This is a genomic window from Geodermatophilus sp. SYSU D00684, assembly GCF_054050455.1.
In genome coordinates this window covers 1-23834 of record NZ_JBJGZI010000022.1, presented here as the reverse complement: position 1 = coordinate 23834, position 23834 = coordinate 1, and the positions used below count along the sequence as shown (strand labels likewise).

The window sequence follows — 23834 nt, the reverse complement described above, 5'->3', positions numbered from 1 at the left end:
CGTCAGAGGTCCTTACCGGTCCGCCGCGACACCCGGATGTTGCGGCCTTCCTCGTCCTGGCGGTAACCGACCCGGGTCGGCGTCCCCTCGGAGTCGATCACCATCACGTTGCTGACGTGGATGGGAGCCTCCTGGGTGACGATGCCGCCCTGCTGCGCGCCCCGCTGGTTCGAGCTGATGCGGGTGTGCTTCTTGACGCGGCCGACGCCCTCGACGAGGACCTTCTGCAGCTTGGGGTAGGCGGCGATCACGCGACCCCGGGCGCCCTTGTCCTTGCCGGACAGGACCACCACGGTGTCGCCCTTCTTCACCTTCATGCTCGGCGTCTTGGCCGGCGTGGTCTTCTTGGCAGCCATGGTCAGAGCACCTCCGGGGCGAGCGAGATGATCCGCATGAAGCGCTTGTCGCGCAGCTCGCGGCCGACGGGACCGAAGATGCGCGTGCCGCGCGGGTCGCCGCTGTCGCGGATGATGACCGCGGCGTTCTCGTCGAAGCGGATGTAGGAGCCGTCGGGACGACGACGCTCCTTCCGCGTGCGGACGACGACGGCCTTGACGACGTCGCCGCGCTTGACGCCGGCACCGGGCAGCGCGTCCTTGACGGTCGCCACGATGACGTCGCCGATGCCGGCGTAGCGCCGCCCGGAACCGCCGAGCACCCGGATGCAGAGGATTTCCTTCGCACCGGTGTTGTCGGCGACCCGGAGCCGCGACTCCTGCTGGATCACGTCCTACTCCCAATCTCAGTGGTGACAGCCGGGCCGGAACGGTGAACCGGCTGTCCGGTACCCACGCGCGGACGCACCGGCGACTGATGCCGCCGGTGCGTCCGACACGGGTACCGGGATGTGGCGCTCACCCGGAGGGGCGCCAGTCGTCCAGGGTACCCGGTCCCGCGACCCGCCCCGCAGGGCGTGGGTCACAGGGCCCGCGGACCCCCGACGGGTGTTACTTGGCCTTCTCGAGGACCTCGACCAGCCGCCACCGCTTGGTGGCCGACAGCGGCCGGGTCTCCATGATCTGCACGCGGTCGCCGATGCCGGCGACCCCCTGCTCGTCGTGGGCCTTCAGCTTGCTGGTGCGCCGGAGGACCTTGCCGTAGAGGCCGTGCTTCACGCGGTCCTCGACCTCGACGACGATGGTCTTGTCCATCTTGTCGCTGACCACGAGGCCCTCGCGGACCTTGCGGTAGCCGCGGCCGGCCAGGCCGGGGCCGCTGGCGACAGCGGTGTTCTCGGGCTCGCTCATGCCACACCCTCGTTCGGGGCGACCGAGAGACCCAGCTCGCGCTCGCGCATGATCGTGTAGATCCGGGCGATGTCGCGGCGGACGGTCTGCAGTCGCCGGTTGTTGTCCAGCTGGCCGGTGGCCACCTGGAAGCGCAGGTTGAACAGCTCTTCCTTGTGCTCACGCAGCCGCGTGGCGAGCTCCTCGGCCGAGAGCTCGCGCAGCTCCGGGGCGGTCAGACCGGCGGCCATCACACCTCTCCTTCACGCGTGATGAAGCGAGCCTTCATGGGCAGCTTGTGGATGGCGCGGCGCATGGCCTCGCGGGCCACCGACTCCGGGACACCCGACAGCTCGAACATGACGCGGCCCGGCTTGACGTTGGCGACCCACCACTCCGGGGAGCCCTTGCCGGAACCCATGCGGGTCTCGGCCGGCTTCTTGGTGAGCGGGCGGTCCGGGTAGATCGTGATCCAGACCTTGCCGCCACGGCGGATGTGCCGGGTCATGGCGATACGGGCGGACTCGATCTGCCGGTTGGTCACGTACGCCGGCTCGAGGGCCTGGATGGCGTACTCACCGAAGTTGATCGCCGTGCCGCCCTTGGCCCGGCCGGAGCGGTCCGGGTGGTGCTGCTTGCGGTGCTTGACGCGCCGGGGGATCAGCACGTGTCAGCCCTCCGTGTTCTCGGTCGCGGTCGTCTCGGCCGCGGCGGTCGCCTCGGGGCCGGCGGCCTCGGCGACGGTCTGCTCGGGCGCGACCTCACCCGAGGTCACGGCCACGGTGCTGTCGGCGCCGGTCTCCGGACCGGTCGACGTCTCGGCGGCGGCGCGGCCGGCCTCGGTGCCACCGGCGGTGGTGCCGCTGGAGCCCGACCGGCGGGGGCGCTGCGGGCGCTCCCGGCGCTGCTGCCGGGCGGCGAGGGCCTCGAGGGCCTCGCGCTCGGCACGCGAGCCGCTGACGTCGCCCTTGTAGATCCACACCTTCACGCCGATGCGGCCGAAGGTGGTGCGGGCCTCGTACAGGCCGTAGTCGATGTTCGCCCGGAGGGTGTGCAGCGGCACGCGACCCTCGCGGTAGAACTCCGACCGGCTCATCTCGGTGCCGCCCAGGCGCCCGGAGCACTGCACCCGGATGCCCTTGACCTGCGGGCTGCGCTGGGCCGACTGCATGGCCTTGCGCATGGCGCGACGGAAGCTGACGCGGCTGGACAGCTGCTCGGCCACGGCCTGGGCGACGAGCTGCGCGTCGGCCTCGGGGTTCTTGACCTCGAGGATGTTCAGCTGCACCTGCTTGCCGGTGAGCTTCTCCAGCTCGCCGCGGATGCGGTCGGCCTCGGCGCCGCGGCGGCCGATGACGATGCCCGGCCGGGCGGTGTGGATGTCGACCCGGACCCGGTCACGGGTGCGCTCGATCTCCACCTTCGAGATGCCGGCGCGCTCCATGCCCTTGGTCATGAGCTTGCGGATGGCCACGTCTTCCTTGACGTAGTCCTTGTAGAGCTTGTCGGCGTACCACCGGGACTTGTAGTCGGTGGTGATGCCGAGGCGGAACCCGTGCGGGTTGACCTTCTGACCCACTAGCGGGTCCCTCCCCTCGTGTTGGAGCGCTGCTGCGTGCCCTGCTGCTGCGTCGCCGGGCCGGACTGGCCGGTGCGGCGACGGGCGGTGCGGGACTTGCCGGCGAGCTCGGCGCTGGAGCCGACCTCGCTCACCTCGACGGTGATGTGGCTGGTCCGCTTGTTGATGCGGTAGGCGCGGCCCTGGGCGCGCGGCCGGATCCGCTTCATGGTGGGGCCCTCGTCGACGTAGGCGGCGCTGACGACGAGCGCGGCCGGGTCCAGCCGCAGGTTGTGCTCGGCGTTGGCGACGGCGCTGGCGACGACCTTGGCCACCGGCTCGCTGGCCGACTGCGGGGCGAACCGCAGGAGGGCCAGGGCCTCGTCGGTGGGCAGGTAGCGGATGAGGTCCACCACCCGGCGTGCCTTCATGGGGGTGACGCGGACGCCGCGGGCGACGGCCCGGGCGACCTGCGTCTCCTCTCCCAGCTGGGAAGTCATCTCAAGTCTCTCTCTCGGGACCGGGCTCAGCCGCGCCGCGACCGGCGGTCGTCCTTGACGTGACCGCGGAAGGTCCGGGTCGGAGCGAACTCGCCGAGCTTGTGCCCGACCATCGCCTCGGTCACGAAGACCGGGACGTGCTTGCGACCGTCGTGCACGGCGATGGTGTGGCCGAGCATGTCCGGGATGATCGTCGAGCGGCGGGACCAGGTCCGGATGACCGTCTTGGTGCCCTTCTCGTTCTGGACGTCCACCTTCTTGAGCAGGTGGTCGTCGACGAACGGGCCCTTCTTCAGGCTGCGTGGCATGTCTGTCGGACTCCTCTACCCGCTCAGCGCTTCTTGTTGGTGCGCCGGCGGCGCACGATCAGGGCGTCACTGGCCTTGCGCTTGCGCGTGCGGCCCTCCGGCTTGCCCTTCGGGTTCACCGGGTGGCGACCACCGGAGGTCTTGCCCTCACCACCACCGTGCGGGTGGTCCACCGGGTTCATGGCGACACCGCGGACGGTCGGGCGCTTGCCCTTCCACCGCATGCGGCCGGCCTTGCCCCAGTTGATGTTCGACTGCTCGGCGTTGCCCACCTCGCCGACGGTGGCGCGGCAGCGCACGTCGACGTTGCGGATCTCGCCCGAGGGCATGCGCAGCTGGGCGAAGCGGCCCTCGCGGGCGACCAGCTGGACGCTGGTGCCGGCGGAGCGGGCGATCTTCGCGCCGCCGCCTGGCCGCAGCTCGATCGCGTGGACGACCGTGCCGACGGGGATGTTGCGCAGCGGCAGGTTGTTGCCCGGCTTGATGTCGGCCGCGGGGCCGCACTCGACCGTGTCGCCCTGCTTCAGGCGGGCCGGCGCGATGATGTAGCGCTTCTCGCCGTCGGCGAAGTGCAGCAGCGCGATGCGCGAGGTGCGGTTCGGGTCGTACTCGATGTGCGCGACCTTCGCCGGCACGCCGTCCTTGTCCGCCCGACGGAAGTCGATGACGCGGTAGGCGCGCTTGTGGCCGCCGCCCTGGTGGCGGGCGGTGACCTTCCCGTGGACGTTGCGCCCGCCGCGACCGTGCAGCGGCCGGACCAGCGACTTCTCGGGGTGGTCGCGGGTGACCTCGGCGAAGTCGGCGACGCTGGAGCCGCGGCGGCCCGGCGTCGTCGGCTTGTACTTGCGGATAGCCATTGCTGACTCAGTCCTCTATCTCTGGTCCGGCAGTCCCGGGCTCAGGCGCCCGGGCCCCCGAAGATCTCGATCCGGTCGCCGGGCGCCAGCGAGACGATGGCCCGCTTGGTGTCCTTGCGCTTGCCGAGCTTGTTGCCCCGGCTGCGCTTGCGCTTGCCCTGGCGGTTGATGGTGTTCACGCCGAGGACCTTCACGTTGAAGACCTGCTCGACCGCGATCTTGATCTGCGTCTTGTTGGCCTCGGGCAGCACCACGAACGTGTACTGGTTGTCGTCCAGCAGCCCGTAGCTCTTCTCCGAGATGACCGGCGACAGCAGGACGTCCCGGGGGTCGCGGACGCTCACGCCTTCTCCTCGGTGGTGTCGGTGGCCTCGTTCTGCTCGAGGTCCAGGTCGGTCGTGCCCTCAGCCGGCTGGATGGACGGGATGGCGCCGGGGATGTCCGGCGTCGTCAGGTCCGGCTTGGTCAGCGAGGTGCCGCCGTTGCCGCCGTGCGGGCCGGCGACGAACTCGGCGAGCGCGGTCTCGGTGAAGACCACCTCGTCGCTGACCAGGACGTCGTAGGTGTTGAGCTGGCCGGCCTCGATCAGGTGGACGCGCGGCTCGTTGCGCAGGCTCACCCAGTTGAGGACGTCGTCGCGGTCGAGGACCACGAGCACCCGCTTGGCCGAGGTGACGGCGTCGAGGGTGGCGATGGCCGCCTTGGTCTTCGGGGCGTCCCCGTCGACGAAGGTGGTGACGACGTGCACGCGGCCGTCGCGCGCCCGGTCGGAGAGGGCACCGCGCAGCGCGGCGGCCTTCATCTTCTTGGGCGTGCGCTGCGAGTAGTCGCGCGGCTGGGGGCCGTGGACCGTGCCACCGCCGGTGAACTGCGGCGCGCGGATCGAGCCCTGACGGGCGCGGCCGGTGCCCTTCTGGCGGTAGGGCTTGACGCCACCGCCGCTGACGGCGCCGCGCGTCTTCGTCGCGTGCGTGCCCTGGCGGGCCGCGGCCAGCTGGGCGACGACGACCTGGTGCATGAGCGCGACGTTCGCGTTCGCGTCGAACAGGTCACCGGGCAGCGTGACGCTGCCCGAGGTCTCCCCCGCCGGCGTGCGGACGTCGACCTGGCGGTCGGCGCGCGCGGCCTCGGTCGCGGTCGACTGGGTCACTGGTTGTCACTCCCCACGGGACCGCCCTTGACGGCCGAGCGGACGAGCAGGAGCCCGCCCTTCGGGCCGGGGACGGCGCCCTTGATCAGGATGAGGCCGCGCTCGGTGTCGACCTTGTGGACGACGAGCGAGAGGGTCGTGGTCTTCACCGCACCCATGCGCCCGGCCATCTTCAGGCCCTTGAACACGCGGCCGGGGGTGGAGGCGCCGCCGATGGAGCCGGGCGACCGGTGCTTGCGCTGGGTGCCGTGCGCGGCGCCGAGGCCCTTGAAGCCGTGGCGCTTCATGACACCGGCGGTGCCCTTGCCCTTGCTGGTGCCGATGACGTCGACCTTGGCCACGCCGTCGAAGACCTCGGCGGTCAGCTCCTGGCCGACCGTGTACTGGCCGGCGTCCTCGGTGCGGAGCTCGACGACGTGGCGGCGCGGCGTCACGCCGGCCTTGGCGAAGTGGCCGCCCTCGGGCTTGTTCACCTTGCGGGGGTCGATCTCGCCGAAGCCGAGCTGGACGGCCGAGTAGCCGTCGACCTCGGGGGTGCGCACCTGCGTCACCACGTTCGGGCCCGCCTTGACGACGGTCACCGGCACGATGCGGTTGTTCTCGTCGAAGACCTGGGTCATCCCCAGCTTCTCGCCGAGGAGCCCGCGGAACGTACTCGCCATGACTGGACTCGGTTCCTTACTGGATGTTCACGTCGACCGAGGCCGGCAGGTCGATGCGCATGAGCGCGTCGACCGTCTTCGGCGTCGGGTCGAGGATGTCGATGAGCCGCTTGTGCGTGCGCATCTCGAAGTGCTCGCGCGAGTCCTTGTACTTGTGCGGCGAGCGGATGACGCAGTACACGTTCTTCTCCGTCGGCAGCGGCACCGGGCCGACGACGCGCGCACCGGTCTTGGTCACCGTGTCGACGATGCGCCGCGCCGAGGCGTCGATCGCCTCGTGGTCGTAGGCCTTCAGCCTGATGCGGATCTTCTGTCCCGCCATCGCTGTCTCTCGCTCCTGCCGATCGCTGTTCTGCTTGCTGGGGAACGCCGGGTGCGTCCGGACGTCATCCGGTCTGGCCCCAGCGGGGAGGGTGGCGGTGCACACACGCACCTCGCTCACCCGGGGACGGGCGGCGACGCAGGGGTGCGCCGCCGCCCGTCGGGGGTGTTACTTGATGATCTTGGTGACGCGACCGGCGCCGACGGTGCGGCCACCCTCACGGATGGCGAACCGCAGGCCCTCCTCCATGGCGATCGGCTGGATCAGCTCGACCGTCATCTCGGTGTTGTCGCCCGGCATGACCATCTCGGTGCCGGCCGGCAGCGTCACGACGCCGGTGACGTCGGTCGTCCGGAAGTAGAACTGCGGACGGTAGTTGTTGAAGAACGGCGTGTGACGGCCACCCTCGTCCTTCGAGAGGATGTAGACCGAACCCTCGAAGTTGGTGTGCGGGGTGATCGAGCCGGGCTTCACGACGACCTGGCCGCGCTCCACGTCCTCGCGCTTGATGCCGCGCAGCAGCAGACCGACGTTGTCGCCGGCCTGGCCCTGGTCGAGCAGCTTGCGGAACATCTCGACGCCGGTGACGGTGGTCTTGGTCGACGACGGACGGATGCCGACGATCTCGACCTCCTCCGACACCTTGACGATGCCGCGCTCCACGCGCCCGGTGACGACGGTGCCGCGACCGGTGATGGTGAAGACGTCCTCGACCGGCATGAGGAAGGGCTTGTCGACCTCACGCTGCGGCTCGGGGATCGCCGTGTCGACGGCGTCCATGAGCTCCATGAGCTTGTTGCCCCACTCGGCGTCGCCCTCGAGGGCCTTCAGCGCCGAGACGCGGACCACGGGGACGTCGTCGCCCGGGAACTCGTACTCGGACAGCAGCTCGCGGACCTCCAGCTCGACGAGCTCGAGGATCTCCTCGTCGTCGACCATGTCGGCCTTGTTCAGCGCCACGACGATGTAGGGGACGCCGACCTGGCGGGCCAGGAGCACGTGCTCCTTGGTCTGCGGCATCGGGCCGTCGGTCGCGGCGACCACCAGGATGGCGCCGTCCATCTGCGCCGCACCGGTGATCATGTTCTTGATGTAGTCGGCGTGCCCGGGGCAGTCGACGTGCGCGTAGTGACGGTTCTCCGTCTGGTACTCGACGTGGGCGATCGAGATCGTGATCCCGCGGGCCTTCTCCTCGGGCGCCTTGTCGATCTGGTCGAAGGCCGACGCCTCGTTGAGGTCCGGGTACTTGTCGTGCAGCACCTTGGTGATCGCCGCGGTCAGCGTGGTCTTGCCGTGGTCGATGTGCCCGATGGTGCCGATGTTGACGTGCGGCTTGGTCCGCTCGAACTTGGCCTTGGCCACTGGGTTCCTCTCCTCGTGGTCTCGCGTAGTGCGCGAACTCTGGGGTGGGCTTGCTGGGGGTGCCGGGCGGGGACGTGCCCGCCCGGCGGGTCACTCGCCGGTGGCCTTGGCGATGATCTCCTTGGCCACGTTCTGCGGGACCTCGGCGTACGAGTCGAACACCATGGTGTAGCTCGCCCGCCCCTGGGTGCGGCTGCGCAGGTCGCCCACGTAGCCGAACATCTCCGAGAGCGGGACCAGGGCCCGGACGACGCGGGCGCCGGAGCGCTCCTCCATCGCCTGGATCATCCCGCGCCGGGAGTTCAGGTCGCCGATGACGTCACCCATGTAGTCCTCGGGCGTGACGACCTCGACGGCCATCATCGGCTCGAGCAGGGCCGGGCTGGCCTTGCGGGCGGCCTCCTTGAAGACCATCGAGCCGGCGATCTTGAAAGCCATCTCCGAGGAGTCGACCTCGTGGTACTGGCCGTCGACGAGGGTCGCCTTGACCCCGACCATCGGGTAGCCGGCGAGGATGCCGTACTGCATGGCGTCCTGCATGCCCTGGTCGACCGAGGGGATGTACTCCTTCGGGATGCGACCACCGGTGACGGCGTTGACGAACTCGTAGGTCGGGCCGTCGCCGCTGACCTCGAGCGGCTCGATGCTGACCTGCACCTTGGCGAACTGGCCGGACCCACCCGTCTGCTTCTTGTGGGTGTAGTCGACCTTCTCGACCACCTTGCGGATGGTCTCGCGGTAGGCGACCTGCGGCTTGCCGACGTTGGCCTCGACGCGGAACTCGCGCCGCATGCGGTCGACCAGGATCTCCAGGTGGAGCTCGCCCATGCCGGAGATGACCGTCTGGCCGGTCTCCTCGTCGAGGCGGACCTGGAAGGTCGGGTCCTCCTCGGCCAGCTTCTGGATGGCGGTGCCGAGCTTCTCCTGGTCGCCCTTGGTCTTCGGCTCGATGGCGACCGAGATGACGGGGGCCGGGAAGGTCATCGACTCGAGGATCACCGGGTTCTGCGGGTCGCAGAGGGTGTCACCCGTGGTCGTCTGCTTCAGGCCGACGACGGCGACGATCTGGCCGGCGCCCACGCCCTCGCGCTCCTCGCGCTTGTTGGCGTGCATCTGGTAGATCTTGCCGATCCGCTCCTTGCGGTCCTTGGTGCTGTTGAGCACCGGGGACCCGGAGTTGAGCCGGCCCGAGTAGACCCGGACGTAGGTCAGCTTGCCGAGGTGCTGGTCGGTCTGGATCTTGAAGGCCAGCGCCGAGAACGGCTCGTCCTCGTCGGCGTGCCGCAGGACCTCGGTCTCGCCGTCGAGGGCGGTGCCCACGATGGCCTCGATGTCCAGCGGGCTGGGCAGGTAGTCGACGACGGCGTCGAGCAGGGGCTGCACGCCCTTGTTCTTGAACGCCGTGCCGGTGAGCACCGGGTTGATCTGCGCGGCGATGGTCGCCTTGCGGATGGCGGCCTTGAGCTGGTCGACGGGGATGTCCTCGCCGCCCAGGTAGGCCTCCATGATCGCGTCGTCGGTCTCGGCGATCGTCTCGAGCAGCTTGTCGCGGTACTCGGCGGCCTGGTCGGCGAGCTCGGCGGGGATCTCCTCGATGGCGTAGTCCTCGCCCATCTTGGTCTCACCGCGCCAGGTGAGCGCGCGCATCTGCACCAGGTCGACGACGCCGATGAAGTCGGCCTCGGCGCCGATGGGCAGCTGCAGCACGGCCGGGTTGGCGGCGAGCCGCTCGACCATCATGTCGACGCAGCGGAAGAAGTTCGCGCCGGTCCGGTCGAGCTTGTTGACGAAGCACATGCGCGGGACGCCGTACTTCTCCGCCTGCCGCCAGACCTGCTCGGTCTGCGGCTCCACGCCGGCGACACCGTCGTAGACGGCCACGGCACCGTCGAGCACGCGCAGGGACCGCTCCACCTCGACGGTGAAGTCGACGTGCCCCGGGGTGTCGATGATGTTGATGTCGTGGTCGTTCCAGGAGCACTTCGTCGCGGCGGACGTGATGGTGATGCCGCGCTCCTGCTCCTGCTCCATCCAGTCCATCGTGGCCGCGCCGTCGTGGACCTCACCGATCTTGTAGTTGATACCGGTGTAGAAGAGGATGCGCTCGGTCGTCGTGGTCTTGCCCGCGTCGATGTGCGCCATGATCCCGATGTTGCGGGTCCTGGCGAGCTGGGCCTTGGGGTCGGCCATTCCTCACTCCTCTTTGTCTCTGGTCCGCGTGCGGGGTCCGGGGGTGGCCCGGCGTTCCCGCCGGCGGGTGCTGGTGGACGGGGGTGTCACCAGCGGGGGTGCGACTACCAGCGGTAGTGCGCGAAGGCCTTGTTCGACTCGGCCATCTTGTGGGTGTCCTCGCGGCGCTTGACCGCGGCACCGAGGCCGTTGCTGGCGTCGAGCAGCTCGTTCATGAGGCGCTCGGTCATCGTCTTCTCGCGGCGCGCCCGGCTGTACTGGATCAGCCAGCGCAGGCCGAGGGTGGTGCTGCGGGAGGCGCGGACCTCGACCGGGACCTGGTAGGTCGCGCCACCGACGCGGCGGCTGCGGACCTCGAGGGCCGGCTTGACGTTGTCCAGCGCGCGCTTGAGCGTGACCACCGGGTCGGTGTCGGTCTTGGCGCGGCAGCCCTCCAGGGCGCCGTAGACGATCGACTCGGCGACCGAGCGCTTGCCGTCGACGAGGACCTTGTTCACCAGCTGGGTGACCAGCGGCGACTGGTAGACCGGGTCGTTGACCAGCGGACGGCGCGGCGCGGGGCCCTTGCGCGGCATGTCAGCTCTTCTCCTTCTTCGCGCCGTACCGGCTGCGAGCCTGCTTGCGGTTGCGGACACCCTGGGTGTCGAGCGAGCCGCGGATGATCTTGTAACGCACACCCGGGAGGTCCTTCACGCGGCCGCCGCGCACGAGCACCATCGAGTGCTCCTGCAGGTTGTGGCCGACGCCCGGGATGTAGGCGGTCACCTCGATGCCACTGGTGAGGCGGACGCGAGCGACCTTGCGGAGCGCCGAGTTCGGCTTCTTCGGCGTCGTGGTGTACACGCGGGTGCACACGCCTCGACGCTGAGGGGAGCCCTTCAACGCCGGGGTCTTGGTCTTCTCGACCTTGTCCTCGCGGCCCTTGCGGACCAGCTGGTTGATCGTGGGCATGGGTGGCCTGGATCTCCTACCTGCGCTGGGTCGTGCTGTGGACGGTGCTGCTGTCGTGTCGCCGGTGCCGGTCCTGCCGGGGTCGTCCGCCCTGGTCGCGAGCCACTCACCGGTCCCCGCGGTCGGGCGTGTCGCCCTCCCCAGGACCGGCCGGCGGTCGTACCGGACAGGTCGCCCCCCGCGACTCGGCGCCGCCACCTCCGGACACCGTCCTCCGTGGACGGCCCACCGGGGCGGACCCGCGGCCTGGAGGCGGACCTCCGGACACCCAGGCGCACCGCGAACGGGAGCAGGCCCAGGGCACCCTGGGCACGGCTGACCACGATACCCGCGTGCTGGGAGGCGGTCAAAGCCGGGTCCCGGGAGCCGAGCGGACAGGGTCTGCCTGCCACCCGGGCCCGTTCGACGGGGACAACGACGCGGGCGCGCCGGCCATTCCCGGCGGCCGCGGGGACCGTGCCGCACGGCCCCGGGGGAGGCCGCACCATACCGCGGCCGGGCCCGCACACCAGGGGACGGCGCGTGCCGGCAGGCCCCCGGTGGGCGCGCGACTGTCAGCCCCTCCCCCTACCGTCGGTCCCAACAAGACCACTCACCGCTACGGAGGTCCTGGTGCTGATCGACACGGCGCGCGAGCTCAAGGCGCGGCTGTCCGCCCGCCTGGCCGAGGGCTTCCCCCCGGTCCGGGCCAGCGACCTCGGCGGCCGCGTGTGGACGCGGCCCGCCATCGGGCTGGCCCCCGTCGCCCCCGGGCGGGTGCACCTGGCGATCCGCGTGGCGGCCGAGGCCGACGCCCGGGTGCTGCTCACCGACCTCGACGACGTGGTGCGCGCGGAGATCGACGTCCGGGTGACCGGGCCGATAGTGCCGCTGTCCTCCCCCACCCCGGCCGAGCTCCAGCAGCGCACCCGCCCGCTGCACCCCGGGCTGTCGGTGGCCCACCCCGCCGTCACGGCCGGGACGCTGGGCGGCTTCGTCCGGGTGGACGGCCGGCTGGCGATCCTGTCCAACAACCACGTCCTCGCCGCCAGCGACGCCGGCGCGGTCGGCGACGCGGTGCTGCAGCCCGGACCGGCCGACGGCGGCGTCCCGGCCGACCGGGTGGCCACGCTGACCGCCTTCGAGCGCTTCACCGGGGGCCGCAACAGGGTCGACGCCGCCGTCGCCGTCCTGGACGCGGGCGTCGAGGCCGAGCCGGGCCGGGTCCCGGGCGGCCCACTGGCCGGCACCGTGGCCGACGGGGAGGAGGTGGAGCCGGACGAGGAGGTCGAGAAGGTGGGCCGCACCACCGGGCACACCCGCGGGCGGGTCACCGCCGTCGAGGTCGACGGGGTCGCCGTCCAGTACGACGACGGCGTGCACGTCTTCGACGACCAGATCGAGATCGAGGGCCTGTCGGGGCCCTTCTCCGCCGGTGGGGACAGCGGGTCGGTCATCTGGCGCAGCGCCGACCGCGTCCCGCTGGGCCTGCTGTTCGCCGGCAGCGACCAGGGCGGCAGCAACGGCGCCGGGCTGACCTTCGCCAACCCCCTGGCGACCGTGCTGGCCACCCTGGGGGCGGAGTGGGTCGCCTCCTGACCTCCTCCTGAGGTCGTCCCCCAGGTCAGGGGGATGTCGCTCCGGGCGGGAACGAGGCACCATGGGGAGGTGACCGAGCCCGCACGGCCGTCCGGGACCTCCCTCGTCCCGGGCACCCGGCGCGCGGGCGTCAGCGAGGAGACCTCGTGACCGACCGTGCCGCCGCCCGCGCCGCCAAGGGCGTCCTCGCCCACCAGCTCTCCGCCCAGCCGGGGGTGGTCGGCATCGGCCTGGCCCGGCGGGACAGCGGCTACGTCGTCAAGGTCGACGTCGCCGACGCCGACGCGGCCGGCCTGGTCCCCCGCGACGTGGACGGCGTCCGGGTCGTCACCGAGGTCGTCGGGGTGATCCGCCCGCTGCGCAGCCGCACCGCCTGAGCCTCGGGCCCGCCCGCGCGCACCCGCTACGGTCGCCGGAGGCGCCGACGCGGGCGCCGCCGACCAGAGGAGTGCAGGTGCGCATCGGCATCCAGGCCAGTTACGCGGGGGGATTCCAGGAGACGGCGGCGGAGATCGTCGACCTCGAGGCCGCGGGGCTCGACCTCGCGATGTGCGCGGAGGTCTACACCTTCGACGCCGTCAGCCAGCTCGGGTACCTGGCGGCCGTCACGCAGCGGGTCGAGCTGATGAGCGCGATCCTGCCCATCTACAGCCGGACGCCGGCCCTGACGGCGATGACCGCCGCCGGGCTGGACTTCGTCTCCGGCGGGCGGTTCACCCTGGGCCTGGGCGCCTCCGGCCCGCAGGTGATCGAGGGCTGGCACGGCGTCCCCTACGACGCCCCGCTGCAGCGCACCCGCGAGGTCGTGGAGATCTGCCGGCAGGTGTGGCGCCGCGAGCGGCTCGTGCACGAGGGGCCGAAGTACACGGTGCCGCTGCCGGCCGAGCAGGGCACCGGCCTGGGCAAGCCGCTGAAGCTGATCAACACCCCGGTGCGCGAGCGCATCCCGGTGATGCTCGCCGCGCTCGGCCCCAAGAACGTGGAGCTCGCCGCCGAGATCGCCGAGGTGTGGGAGCCGATCTGGTTCATGCCCGAGCGCGCCGACGACGTCTGGGGCGACTCGCTGCGGGCCGGGACGGCCAAGCGGGACGCCGCGCTCGGGGACCTGCAGGTGATCTGCGGCGTCCCGGTCGCGATCGGCGAGGACGTCGACCACCTGCACGACCAGGTGCGGCCGCAGCTGGCCCTCTACGTCGGCGGCATGGGCGCCCGGGGCAAGAACTTCTACAACGACCTCGCGCGCCGCTACGGCTACGAGGAGGCCGCCACCACCGTCCAGGACCTCTACCTGGACGGGAAGAAGGACGAGGCGGCCGCGGCGCTGCCCGAGGAGTTCGTCCGCAAGGTGTCGCTCATCGGGCCGGAGTCCTACGTGGCCGAGCGGGTGGCCGCCTACGCGGAGGCCGGCGTCACCACCATCGCGCTGCAGCCCCTCGACGACAGCCGCGAGGGCCGGCTGCGGACGGTGGAGACCATGCGGAAGCTGGCCGACCGCTAGTCCGGTGTTGCGTCACGTGACGCAGCCGCTCCCGTGACACGGAGAAGGGCCCCCAGGTCGGTGACATGGGGGCCCTTCTCACGTGAGGTGCTGGAACGGCCTCCCTCAGGGGCCCGCCGTGAGCGTGCGAACGGCGGGGAGCGGGAGGCCCTTCGTCAGCCCCGCCAGTCGTACTCCTCGAGGCGCACGGCCTCACCGGAGCCCGACCCGAAGACGTCCGGGCTGTAGTACTGCCCGTCGTCGTACCCGGCCATCGTGTAGACGGCGGCGCGGGCCTCCTCGGTCGGCTCGACCGTGATGTTCCGGTAGCGGCTGATGCCCGTACCCGCCGGGATCAGCTTGCCGATGATCACGTTCTCCTTGAGGCCGAGGAGCGAGTCGCTCTTGCCCTGGATGGCGGCGTCGGTGAGCACCTTGGTCGTCTCCTGGAAGGAGGCGGCCGACAGCCACGACTCGGTCGCGAGCGAGGCCTTCGTGATGCCCATGAGCACCGGACGGGCCGAGGCCGGCTCGCCGCCCTCGGCGACGACGCGGCGGTTCTCGGTCTCGAACAGCGTCCGCTCGACCAGCGCACCGGGGAGGAACTCCGTGGCGCCCGAGTCGATGATGGTCACCCGCTTCAGCATCTGGCGGATGATCACCTCGATGTGCTTGTCGTGGATCGACACGCCCTGGCTGCGGTAGACCTCCTGGACCTCGCGGACCAGGTGCAGCTGCACCTCGCGCGGGCCCATGATCCGCAGCACCTCGTGCGGGTCCACCGCACCCTCGGTGAGCTGCTCGCCGACCTCGACGTGGGCGCCGTCCTCGACCCGCAGCCGCGACCGGCGCGACAGCTTGTCGTAGACGACCTCGTCGGAGCCGTCGTCCGGGGTGATCGTGAGCTTGCGGAACTGCTCGCCGTCCTCGATCCGGACGGAGCCGGCCAGCTCGGCGATCGGGGCCTTGCCCTTGGGGACGCGGGCCTCGAAGAGCTCCACGACACGCGGCAGACCGTGGGTGATGTCCTCCCCCGCGACACCACCGGTGTGGAAGGTGCGCATCGTCAGCTGGGTGCCGGGCTCACCGATCGACTGGGCGGCGATGATGCCGACCGCCTCGCCGACGTCGACGAGCTTGCCGGTGGCCAGCGACCGGCCGTAGCAGGTGGCGCAGGTGCCCAGCAGGGACTCGCAGGTCAGGACGCAGCGGACCTTGACCTCGGCCACGCCGGCGTCGACCAGCTGGCCGATCAGCACGTCGCCCAGGTCCTGGCCGGCCTGCGCGATCAGCGTGCCGTCCTCGGCCACCACGTCGGCGGCCAGGGAACGGGCGTAGACGCTGGTCTCGACGTGCGCGTCCCGGGTCAGGACACCGTCGACGACGGTCGCGATCGGCATGATCACGCCGCGCTCGGTGCCGCAGTCCTCCTCGCGGATGATGACGTCCTGCGAGACGTCGACCAGCCGGCGGGTGAGGTACCCGGAGTCCGCGGTCCGCAGCGCGGTGTCGGCCAGGCCCTTGCGCGCACCGTGCGTGGAGATGAAGTACTCCAGCACGGACAGACCCTCCCGGAAGTTGGCCTTGATCGGCCGCGGGATGATCTCGCCCTTCGGGTTGGCCACCAGGCCGCGCATGCCAGCGATCTGGCTGATCTGCATCATGTTGCCTCGGGCGCCCGAGTTGACCATGACCCAGACCGGGTTGGTGGTCGGGAAGTTGTCCACCATCGCCTGCGAGACCTCGGCCCGCGCGCGGGTCCAGATCTCGATCAGCTCGCCACGGCGCTCGGCGTCGGTGATGACACCGCGCTCGTACTGCCGCTCGATGCCGCGCGCCTCGGCCTCGTGCCGGTCGAGGATCTCCTGCTTGGCCGGCGGGGTGACGACGTCGTCGATGGCGATCGTGACGCCCGAGCGGGTGGCCCAGCGGAAGCCGGCCGACTTGAGGGCGTCCAGCGTCGCCGCGACCTGCACCTTGGGGTAGCGCTCGGCGAGGTCGTTGACGATCGCCCCGAGCTCCTTCTTCGGCACCTGGTAGTTGACGAAGCGGTAGTCCTCGGGCAGGGCCTCGTTGAACAGCACCCGGCCCAGGCTGGTCTCGACCAGCGCCGGGGCACCCGGGGTCCAGTCCTCGGGCTGGGTCCAGGGCTCGTTGACCTTGCCGTTGTCGACGCCGAACACCTCGTCGAGGCGGATCAGCGCGCGCTCCTGCAGGGCCAGGGCGCCCTTGTCGAACGCCATGATCGCCTCGGCCGTCGACCCGAAGGCCGCCGGACGGCCACCGTCGGCCTGGTGCCGGCTCGGCACCAGGGTGGTCAGGTGGTACAGGCCCAGCACCATGTCCTGGGTCGGCGCGGTGATCGGGCGACCGTCGGCCGGGCTCAGGATGTTGTTGCTGGACAGCATGAGGATGCGGGCCTCGGCCTGCGCCTCCGCCGACAGCGGCAGGTGGACCGCCATCTGGTCACCGTCGAAGTCGGCGTTGAAGGCGGTGCAGACCAGCGGGTGGATCTGGATGGCCTTGCCCTCGACCAGCTGCGGCTCGAAGGCCTGGATGCCCAGGCGGTGCAGCGTCGGCGCCCGGTTCAGCAGCACCGGGTGCTCGGTGATGACCTCCTCGAGCACGTCCCAGACGACGGGACGGGCGCGCTCGACCATGCGCTTGGCGGACTTGATGTTCTGCGCGTGGTTGAGGTCGACCAGCCGCTTCATGACGAAGGGCTTGAACAGCTCCAGCGCCATCTGCTTGGGCAGGCCGCACTGGTGCAGCTTCAGCTGCGGGCCGACGACGATGACCGACCGGCCGGAGTAGTCGACGCGCTTGCCGAGCAGGTTCTGCCGGAACCGGCCCTGCTTGCCCTTGAGCAGGTCGGACAGCGACTTGAGCGGGCGGTTGCCCGGGCCGGTCACCGGACGGCCGCGGCGGCCGTTGTCGAACAGCGCGTCCACGGACTCCTGGAGCATCCGCTTCTCGTTGTTCACGATGATCTCGGGCGCGCCGAGGTCGAGCAGCCGCTTGAGCCGGTTGTTCCGGTTGATGACCCGGCGGTACAGGTCGTTCATGTCGCTGGTGGCGAAGCGGCCACCGTCGAGCTGCACCATCGGGCGCAGGTCCGGCGGGATGACCGGGACGCAGTCCAGCACCATGCCCATGGGCGAGTTGCGGGTCTGCTGGAACGCCGCGACGACCTTGAGCCGCTTGAGGGCCCGCAGCTTGCGCTGGCCCTTGCCGCTGCGGATGGTCTCGCGCAGCGAGGCGGCCTCGGCGTCGAGGTCGAAGTCGGCCAGCAGCTTCTGCAGGGCCGCGGCACCCATGCCGCCCTCGAAGTACTCGCCGAACCGGTCGCGCAGCTCGCGGTACAGGCCCTCGTCGGCGATGAGCTGCTTGACCTCGAGCTTGCGGAAGGTGTCGAGCACCTCCTCGAGGCGGTCGATCTCCCGCTGGGCGCGGTCGCGCAGCTGGCGCATCTCGCGCTCGCCGCCCTCGCGCACCTTGCGGCGGACGTCGGACTTGGCGCCCTCCGCCTCGAGCTCGGCCAGGTCGGCCTCGAGCTTCTGCTGGCGGGCCTCGACGTCGGCGTCGCGCCGGCTCTCGAGGTTGTGCTTCTCCGCGCTGATCTCGGCCTCGATGGTCGGGAGGTCGCGGTGGCGCGCCTCGTCGTCGACCGAGGTGATCAGGTAGGCGGCGAAGTAGATGATCTTCTCGAGGTCCTTGGGCGCCAGGTCGAGCAGGTAGCCCAGGCGCGAGGGGACGCCCTTGAAGAACCAGATGTGGGTGACCGGCGCGGCCAGCTCGATGTGGCCCATCCGCTCGCGGCGGACCTTGGCGCGGGTCACCTCGACGCCGCAGCGCTCACAGATGATGCCCTTGAAGCGGACGCGCTTGTACTTGCCGCAGTAGCACTCCCAGTCCCGCGTGGGACCGAAGATCTTCTCGCAGAAGAGACCGTCCTTCTCCGGGCGCAGCGTCCGGTAGTTGATGGTCTCGGGCTTCTTCACCTCACCGTGCGACCACTGGCGGATGTCGTCGCCGGTGGCCAGACCGATGCGGAGCTCGTCGAAGAAGTTGACGTCGAGCACTGAGTGGACCCCTTTCCCGGGGCTCGTTACTGCACTTCTAGTCGTTGGCTGGGGACGCCGGCCGGCCCGTCACGCGGAGGGCCGGCCGGCGGCCGATCACACGTCCTCGACGCTGGAGGGCTCGCGGCGGGACAGGTCGATGCCCAGCTCCTCCGCGGCCCGGAACACCTCGTCGTCGGTGTCGCGCAGCTCGATCGCCTGTCCGTCGCCGGAGAGGACCTCGACGTTGAGGCAGAGCGACTGCAGCTCCTTGAGCAACACCTTGAACGACTCGGGGATGCCCGGCTCGGGGATGTTCTCGCCCTTGACGATGGCCTCGTAGACCTTGACGCGGCCCAGGATGTCGTCGGACTTGATGGTCAGCAGCTCCTGCAGCGCGTAGGCCGCGCCGTAGGCCTGCATCGCCCAGCACTCCATCTCACCGAAGCGCTGGCCACCGAACTGCGCCTTACCGCCCAGCGGCTGCTGCGTGATCATCGAGTAGGGGCCGGTCGACCGGGCGTGGATCTTGTCGTCGACCAGGTGCAGCAGCTTCAGGATGTAGACGTAGCCCACCGAGATCGCCTCGGGGAACGGCTCGCCGGAGCGGCCGTCGAACAGCCGCGCCTTGCCGGTCTCCTGCACCATCCGGTTGCCGTCGCGGTTGGGGATCGTCGAGCCGAGCAGGCCGATGATCTCCTCCTCGCGGGCGCCGTCGAACACCGGCGTCGCGGTCCGGGTGCCCGGCTCCGCGTGGCGCGCCTGCTCGGGCAGGTTGGCCGCCCACTCCGGCGTGCCCTCGACCTGCCAGCCGGACTTGGCGATCCACCCGAGGTGGGTCTCCAGGACCTGCCCGACGTTCATCCGGCCCGGGACGCCGAGCGGGTTGAGGACGATGTCCACCGGGGTGCCGTCCTCGAGGAACGGCATGTCCTCCTGCGGCAGGATCTTCGCGATGACGCCCTTGTTGCCGTGGCGCCCGGCGAGCTTGTCGCCGTCGGAGATCTTGCGCATCTGGGCGACGTAGACCCGGATCAGCTCGTTGACGCCGGCGGGCAGCTCGTCGCCGTCCTCGCGGGAGAACACGCGGACGCCGATGACCTTGCCGGACTCGCCGTGCTTGACCTTCAGCGACGTGTCGCGGACCTCCCGGGCCTTCTCACCGAAGATCGCCCGCAGCAGCCGCTCCTCGGGGGTCAGCTCGGTCTCGCCCTTGGGCGTGACCTTGCCGACGAGGATGTCGCCGGGGACGACCTCGGCACCGATGCGGATGATGCCGCGCTCGTCGAGGTCGGCGAGGACCTCCTCGGAGACGTTCGGGATGTCCCGGGTGATCTCCTCGGCACCGAGCTTGGTGTCGCGGGCGTCGACCTCGAACTCCTCGATGTGGATCGAGGACAGGACGTCGTCCTGCACGAGGCGCTGCGACAGGATGATCGCGTCCTCGTAGTTGTGGCCCTCCCACGGCATGAAGGCGACGAGCAGGTTCTTGCCCAGCGCCATCTCGCCCTGGTCGGTGCACGGCCCGTCGGCGATGACCTGGCCGACCTCGACCCGCTGGCCCTCGTCGACGACGGGGGTCTGGTTGATCGAGGTGCCCTGGTTCGAGCGGCGGAACTTCAGCAGCCGGTAGGTCTGCCGGGTGCCGTCGTCGGCCATGACGGTGACGTAGTCGGCGGTCGAGTCCTCGACGACACCGGCCTTCTCCGCCACGACGACGTCGCCGGCGTCGACGGCGGCCCGCAGCTCCATGCCGGTGCCGACCAGCGGCGCCTCGCTGCGCAGCAGCGGGACGGCCTGACGCTGCATGTTCGCGCCCATGAGCGCGCGGTTGGCGTCGTCGTGCTCGAGGAACGGGATCATCGCCGTCGCGACCGAGGTCATCTGCCGCGGCGAGACGTCCATGTAGTCGACCTGCTCGGGCGACAGGTAGTCGACCTCACCGCCCTTGGTGCGGACCAGGACGCGCTCCTCGGCGAACCGGCCCTGGGCGTCCAGCGGCGAGTTGGCCTGGGCGACGACGAAGCGGTCCTCCTCGTCGGCGGTCAGGTAGTCGATGTGGTCGGTGACGACGCCGTTCTCGACCCGCCGGTAGGGGGTCTCGATGAAGCCGAAGGCGTTGACCCGGCCGTAGGCCGACAGCGAGCCGATCAGGCCGATGTTCGGGCCTTCCGGGGTCTCGATCGGGCACATCCGGCCGTAGTGGCTCGGGTGCACGTCGCGGACCTCCATGCCGGCCCGCTCACGGGACAGACCACCCGGCCCCAGCGCCGACAGGCGGCGCTTGTGGGTCAGGCCCGCGAGCGGGTTGGTCTGGTCCATGAACTGCGAGAGCTGGCTGGTGCCGAAGAACTCCTTGATGGAGGCGACGACCGGCCGGATGTTGATCAGGGTCTGCGGCGTGATCGCCTCGACGTCCTGGGTGGTCATCCGCTCGCGGACGACGCGCTCCATGCGGGAGAGGCCGACCCGGATCTGGTTCTGGATCAGCTCGCCGACGGTGCGCAGGCGGCGGTTGCCGAAGTGGTCGATGTCGTCGACGCCGTGGTCGGGCTCGCCGGCGTGCAGCCGCACGACGTACTCGATGGTGGCGACGATGTCGTCCTCGGTCAGCGTCAGGGTGCCCTGCGGGACCTCGACGCCGAGCTTCTTGTTCACCTTGTAGCGGCCGACCTTCGCCAGGTCGTAGCGCTTCGGGTTGAAGAAGAGGTTCTCCAGCAGCGCCTGGGCGCTCTCCCGCGTCGGCGGCTCGCCCGGCCGCAGCTTGCGGTAGATGTCGAGCAGCGCCTCGTCCTGCCCGGCGATGTGGTCCTTCTCCAGGGTGGCGAGGACGGTCGGCGACCACTGGAAGTGCTCGCGGATGCGGTCCTCGGTCCAGCCCAGCGCCTTGAGCAGCACGGTGACCGGCTGGCGGCGCTTGCGGTCGATGCGGACGCCCACGGTGTCGCGCTTGTCGACGTCGAACTCCAGCCACGCACCACGGCTGGGGATCACCTTGGCGCTGAAGACGTCCTTGTCGGAGGTCTTGTCCAGGGTCTTGTCGAAGTAGACGCCGGGGCTGCGCACGAGCTGGGAGACGACCACGCGCTCGGTCCCGTTGATGACGAACGTGCCCTTGTTCGTCATGATCGGGAAGTCGCCCATGAACACCGTCTGGCTCTTGATCTCGCCGGTGGTGTTGTTCATGAACTCGGCGGTGACGAACAGCGGCGCCGCGTAGGTCATGTCCTTGTCCTTGCACTCCTCGAGGGACGCCTTGACGTCCTCGAAGCGCGGGTTGGAGAAGGACAGCGACATCGAGCCGCTGAAGTCCTCGATCGGGGAGATCTCCTCGAGGATCTCGGCCAGGCCCCCGACGGCGGCCGCCTGCTCCTCGGGCGAGAGGGTGGCGCGCCACTCGGGGCTGCCGACCAGCCAGTCGAAGGACGCGGTCTGCAGGGCGAGCAGATCCGGCACCTCGAGGGGCTCGGAGATCTTCGCGAACGAGACCCGGAGCGGAGCGCCGGGGATCTTCTGCTGGTCGGCCTCTCCGGTGCGGGGGCCGGCCTGGGGAGTCTGGTTCTGCTGGCCGAAGCCGCCGGACTCGGTCGTGCTGGGGGAGATGCTGGTGGGGCGAGAGCCTGCCAAGATGCGTCCTTCCAAGGACCTCACGACGTGCGGGCGGTGGGTGCGGGTTCGTCCTGGGTCGTCGTCGGTGATGGCGGGGCTGTCCGCGGCGTCCGGCCCGCTCGGGGAACGGGTGTCGCCCAGGTGCCGGGAGGGGATCCCGGGCAGCCCAGGTGACCCGTCTCGGCGGGCAGGCAGTCAGGGGGCAGCGCAACAGAGAACCCTACCCCTGCTCGCGCACGCTGTCCACGTCGGGGGTGGGGTGACGCTGACCCCACTCCCGGGAAGGACGGCGTCCGGCAGACCGGGCGGCGTTCCGCGCGGCCATGATGCCAGCCCGGGGGCCCCGCTGTCTCCGCCACGCCGCGGGGAACGCGGGCCGGCCCGGCCCGCGGCCCCCGGATCAGCTGGTCGTGAGCAGGGTCAGGTCGCTGATCTTCCAGTCGCCGTCGACCCGCGCCAGCTGCACCTGGACGGTCTGGGTGCACGACTGCGCGCCCTCCGGGGTGACCGTGCACTCGGAGCCCTCGGGGGCGGGCTGGGTCCCGCTGTTGACCGACTCGACGACGTACTGGCCGAACACGACGACGGTCGCGCCGTCCTGGTCGTCGGAGACCTGCTGCAGGCCCACGTCGAGCACCTCGTACCGGGTGGTGGCCGACACCTGCTCGTAGGTGTCGACGATCCCGCCCTGGGACAGGTCCTGCTCGTACTGGTCGCGCAGGTCGCCGGTCAGGACGTCGAGCTTGCCCTGCACGCTGCCCTCGGAGTCCCGGTAGTCGTAGGCGTAGAGGGCCTCCACGTCCTCGCGCGCCGCGGCGAACACCGACGGCGAGACGGACGCGGGATCCAGCCGCTGCCAGGCGAGGAGGCCGACCAGGCCGGCGGCGAGCACGCACAGCACCGCGAGGACCGCCACCAGCGGCAGCCGGCGACGACGTCGCGGCGACGGCCCGGCGACGGTCCGGGCGGGGCCCCCGGCGCGGGTGCGGCGGGCGCCGTGCCGGGCGGGCGCGTCCTCGTCGGCGGTCCCGGTGCCGCCGGTCCCGTCCGGAGCGGGCGCCGGGGCCTTGGCCAGCGAGACGGCCGCGGCGTCGCCGCCCACCGGGCCGGGACGGGCCCGGCGCCGGGCGGTGGTCGCCGCGGTGGGCGCCTCCTCCGCCGGCGTCACCGCCGCAGGGGCCTCGGTGGCGGGGACCTCGGCGACCGGGGTCTCTGGTGCCGCCTGGGCGCGGGCCTCGTCCCGGTCCCGGCGGCTGCCGGCCACCCGGGGACGCGGGGACGGGCGGGGGCGGTCCGCGCGCGGGCGCGGCGTGGGGCGGGGGCGCTCCCCCGGGGTCTCGCTCACGCCGGTCACCTCCCCGAGATCCCGGACAGCAGCCAGCGGCCGTCCTCGCGCACGAGCTCCACCTGGATGCGGTAGCGCAGCACCTGGGCCTGCGGGCTCGCGGTGCTCCGCTGCGTCGACTGGATGACCAGCAGCACGGTGCCGGAGTCCTCGTCGGCGCTGACCACGCCCGCGCCGACGACCTCGGTCTGCACGACCGCCTGGGCGTCGACCAGCTCCTGCCGCCGGTCCTGCAGCTGGGCCAGGGACTCGTCGCGCAGGTCGCCGGTGGCCACGCGGCGGACCTGCTCGATGTCGTCGTCGATGGTCACCGCGTCGAAGGAGGTCAGGTCGACGATCCCCGAGCGGGCCGCCTGCAGCACCTGCACGTAGCTGTCGGTGCGCACCGGCGACTCGTCCTCGCGGGTCAGCCACAGCCACCCGGCCGCGGCGAGCAGCAGCACGAGCAGCACCGCGAGCACGGGCACCAGCGGGACCGACGGCCGGCGGCGGGCGCGCGGCGCGGCGTCGTCGTCGGCGGGGTCGGCGGGGTCGGCGCCGCCGGCGGAGGCCGGCGCCTCGGGAGCGGCGTGGCGGGCCCGCCCCCCGCCGGCGCGGGCGGGGGGGGGGGGGGGGGGGGGGGGGGGGGGGGGGGGGGGGGGGGCGGGGGGGGGGGGCGGCGTGGGGCGGGGGGGCGGG

Annotated in this window: 24 protein-coding genes; 3 read left to right on the top strand and 21 right to left on the bottom strand. The window is 71.2% G+C overall.

Going from position 1 to position 23834, the window contains the following annotated elements; genetic code table 11:
* Positions 1-2: 2 nt before the first annotated feature.
* From rplX to rpsL, 17 genes are all read right to left on the bottom strand, one after another.
* Positions 3-356, bottom strand: coding sequence for a 50S ribosomal protein L24 (rplX, locus tag ACI79L_RS16485; protein WP_456937824.1), 354 nt, complete (start codon positions 354-356; stop codon positions 3-5).
* Positions 357-358: 2 nt separating this feature from the next.
* Positions 359-727 (bottom strand): 50S ribosomal protein L14, encoded by a 369-nt coding sequence (rplN, locus tag ACI79L_RS16480; protein ID WP_387987738.1) that lies wholly within the window; start codon positions 725-727, stop codon positions 359-361.
* Positions 728-947: 220 nt separating this feature from the next.
* Positions 948-1247 (bottom strand): 30S ribosomal protein S17, encoded by a 300-nt coding sequence (gene rpsQ, locus ACI79L_RS16475; protein ID WP_369202793.1) that lies wholly within the window; start codon positions 1245-1247, stop codon positions 948-950.
* On the bottom strand, positions 1244-1477 hold the full coding sequence (gene rpmC, locus ACI79L_RS16470) for a 50S ribosomal protein L29 (RefSeq protein WP_387987741.1): 234 nt from the start codon (positions 1475-1477) through the stop codon (positions 1244-1246). The genes rpsQ and rpmC overlap by 4 nt, the downstream gene beginning before the upstream one ends.
* Positions 1477-1893: a 50S ribosomal protein L16 gene (gene rplP / locus ACI79L_RS16465; RefSeq protein ID WP_387987743.1), complete on the bottom strand. Its 417-nt coding sequence runs from the start codon at positions 1891-1893 to the stop codon at positions 1477-1479. Before rplP ends, rpmC begins: the two co-directional genes overlap by 1 nt.
* Before the next feature lie 3 nt (positions 1894-1896).
* The gene (gene rpsC, locus ACI79L_RS16460) at positions 1897-2805 is read right to left on the bottom strand and encodes a 30S ribosomal protein S3 (RefSeq protein WP_456937823.1); all 909 of its coding nucleotides are present in this window, start codon (positions 2803-2805) and stop codon (positions 1897-1899) included.
* On the bottom strand, positions 2805-3284 hold the full coding sequence (gene rplV, locus ACI79L_RS16455; protein WP_456929499.1) for a 50S ribosomal protein L22: 480 nt from the start codon (positions 3282-3284) through the stop codon (positions 2805-2807). The genes rpsC and rplV overlap by 1 nt, the downstream gene beginning before the upstream one ends.
* Before the next feature lie 26 nt (positions 3285-3310).
* Positions 3311-3592 (bottom strand): 30S ribosomal protein S19, encoded by a 282-nt coding sequence (gene rpsS / locus ACI79L_RS16450; protein WP_073421347.1) that lies wholly within the window; start codon positions 3590-3592, stop codon positions 3311-3313.
* Between the two features lie 23 nt (positions 3593-3615).
* Complete coding sequence (gene rplB / locus ACI79L_RS16445) at positions 3616-4449, bottom strand: 50S ribosomal protein L2 (RefSeq protein ID WP_073421345.1); 834 nt, start codon at positions 4447-4449, stop codon at positions 3616-3618.
* Positions 4450-4490: 41 nt separating this feature from the next.
* The gene (gene rplW, locus ACI79L_RS16440; RefSeq protein WP_456929500.1) at positions 4491-4793 is read right to left on the bottom strand and encodes a 50S ribosomal protein L23; all 303 of its coding nucleotides are present in this window, start codon (positions 4791-4793) and stop codon (positions 4491-4493) included.
* Complete coding sequence (rplD, locus tag ACI79L_RS16435) at positions 4790-5599, bottom strand: 50S ribosomal protein L4 (RefSeq protein WP_456937822.1); 810 nt, start codon at positions 5597-5599, stop codon at positions 4790-4792. The genes rplW and rplD overlap by 4 nt, the downstream gene beginning before the upstream one ends.
* Positions 5596-6261 carry a 50S ribosomal protein L3 gene (gene rplC / locus ACI79L_RS16430; RefSeq protein WP_456937821.1) on the bottom strand — a complete coding sequence of 222 codons (666 nt, stop codon included), beginning with the start codon at positions 6259-6261 and terminating at the stop codon, positions 5596-5598. Before rplC ends, rplD begins: the two co-directional genes overlap by 4 nt.
* A gap of 16 nt (positions 6262-6277) precedes the next feature.
* Entirely contained in the window at positions 6278-6583 is a 306-nt protein-coding gene (gene rpsJ / locus ACI79L_RS16425) for a 30S ribosomal protein S10 (RefSeq protein WP_014742859.1), read from the bottom strand.
* Between the two features lie 168 nt (positions 6584-6751).
* Positions 6752-7945 carry an elongation factor Tu gene (tuf, locus tag ACI79L_RS16420; RefSeq protein WP_456929503.1) on the bottom strand — a complete coding sequence of 398 codons (1194 nt, stop codon included), beginning with the start codon at positions 7943-7945 and terminating at the stop codon, positions 6752-6754.
* A gap of 90 nt (positions 7946-8035) precedes the next feature.
* Entirely contained in the window at positions 8036-10135 is a 2100-nt protein-coding gene (fusA, locus tag ACI79L_RS16415) for an elongation factor G (protein ID WP_456937820.1), read from the bottom strand.
* A 104-nt stretch (positions 10136-10239) separates the two neighbouring features.
* Positions 10240-10710 carry a 30S ribosomal protein S7 gene (rpsG, locus tag ACI79L_RS16410; protein ID WP_075013303.1) on the bottom strand — a complete coding sequence of 157 codons (471 nt, stop codon included), beginning with the start codon at positions 10708-10710 and terminating at the stop codon, positions 10240-10242.
* Position 10711: 1 nt separating this feature from the next.
* Positions 10712-11086 (bottom strand): 30S ribosomal protein S12, encoded by a 375-nt coding sequence (gene rpsL / locus ACI79L_RS16405; protein ID WP_012950487.1) that lies wholly within the window; start codon positions 11084-11086, stop codon positions 10712-10714.
* A gap of 612 nt (positions 11087-11698) precedes the next feature.
* Here rpsL and ACI79L_RS16400 point away from each other — a divergent pair.
* The 3 genes from ACI79L_RS16400 to ACI79L_RS16390 all read left to right on the top strand — a co-directional run bounded on the left by ACI79L_RS16400 (position 11699) and on the right by ACI79L_RS16390 (position 14162).
* Positions 11699-12664, top strand: a complete 966-nt coding sequence (locus tag ACI79L_RS16400; RefSeq protein ID WP_456937819.1) for a hypothetical protein — start codon at positions 11699-11701, stop codon at positions 12662-12664.
* Between the two features lie 146 nt (positions 12665-12810).
* Positions 12811-13041 (top strand): hypothetical protein, encoded by a 231-nt coding sequence (locus ACI79L_RS16395; protein ID WP_456937818.1) that lies wholly within the window; start codon positions 12811-12813, stop codon positions 13039-13041.
* 77 nt (positions 13042-13118) lie between these two features.
* On the top strand, positions 13119-14162 hold the full coding sequence (locus tag ACI79L_RS16390; protein WP_456937817.1) for an LLM class F420-dependent oxidoreductase: 1044 nt from the start codon (positions 13119-13121) through the stop codon (positions 14160-14162).
* 155 nt (positions 14163-14317) lie between these two features.
* Here the strand turns inward: ACI79L_RS16390 and ACI79L_RS16385 are convergent, their stop codons facing one another.
* From ACI79L_RS16385 to ACI79L_RS16370, 4 genes are all read right to left on the bottom strand, one after another.
* Positions 14318-18223, bottom strand: coding sequence for a DNA-directed RNA polymerase subunit beta' (locus tag ACI79L_RS16385; protein WP_456937816.1), 3906 nt, complete (start codon positions 18221-18223; stop codon positions 14318-14320).
* A gap of 96 nt (positions 18224-18319) precedes the next feature.
* Entirely contained in the window at positions 18320-21829 is a 3510-nt protein-coding gene (gene rpoB / locus ACI79L_RS16380) for a DNA-directed RNA polymerase subunit beta (RefSeq protein ID WP_456937815.1), read from the bottom strand.
* Positions 21830-22211: 382 nt separating this feature from the next.
* The gene (locus ACI79L_RS16375) at positions 22212-23156 is read right to left on the bottom strand and encodes a hypothetical protein (protein ID WP_456937814.1); all 945 of its coding nucleotides are present in this window, start codon (positions 23154-23156) and stop codon (positions 22212-22214) included.
* Between the two features lie 5 nt (positions 23157-23161).
* Positions 23162-23623, bottom strand: a complete 462-nt coding sequence (locus tag ACI79L_RS16370) for a hypothetical protein (protein ID WP_456937813.1) — start codon at positions 23621-23623, stop codon at positions 23162-23164.
* Positions 23624-23834 lie beyond the last annotated feature (211 nt).

Excerpts from the sequence above, each read along its gene's own strand:
- rplX (WP_456937824.1), bottom strand. The coding sequence starts at position 356 with ATGGCTGCCAAGAAGACCACGCCGGCCAAGACGCCGAGCATGAAGGTG.
- rpsQ (WP_369202793.1), bottom strand. The coding sequence starts at position 1,247 with ATGAGCGAGCCCGAGAACACCGCTGTCGCCAGCGGCCCCGGCCTGGCC.
- rplC (WP_456937821.1), bottom strand. The coding sequence starts at position 6,261 with ATGGCGAGTACGTTCCGCGGGCTCCTCGGCGAGAAGCTGGGGATGACC.
- rpsL (WP_012950487.1), bottom strand. The coding sequence starts at position 11,086 with ATGCCCACGATCAACCAGCTGGTCCGCAAGGGCCGCGAGGACAAGGTC.
- rpsJ (WP_014742859.1), bottom strand. The coding sequence starts at position 6,583 with ATGGCGGGACAGAAGATCCGCATCAGGCTGAAGGCCTACGACCACGAG.
- rpsG (WP_075013303.1), bottom strand. The coding sequence starts at position 10,710 with ATGCCGCGCAAGGGCCCCGCGCCGCGCCGTCCGCTGGTCAACGACCCG.
- fusA (WP_456937820.1), bottom strand. The coding sequence starts at position 10,135 with ATGGCCGACCCCAAGGCCCAGCTCGCCAGGACCCGCAACATCGGGATC.
- rpmC (WP_387987741.1), bottom strand. The coding sequence starts at position 1,477 with ATGGCCGCCGGTCTGACCGCCCCGGAGCTGCGCGAGCTCTCGGCCGAG.
- rplV (WP_456929499.1), bottom strand. The coding sequence starts at position 3,284 with ATGACTTCCCAGCTGGGAGAGGAGACGCAGGTCGCCCGGGCCGTCGCC.
- rplB (WP_073421345.1), bottom strand. The coding sequence starts at position 4,449 with ATGGCTATCCGCAAGTACAAGCCGACGACGCCGGGCCGCCGCGGCTCC.
- rpsS (WP_073421347.1), bottom strand. The coding sequence starts at position 3,592 with ATGCCACGCAGCCTGAAGAAGGGCCCGTTCGTCGACGACCACCTGCTC.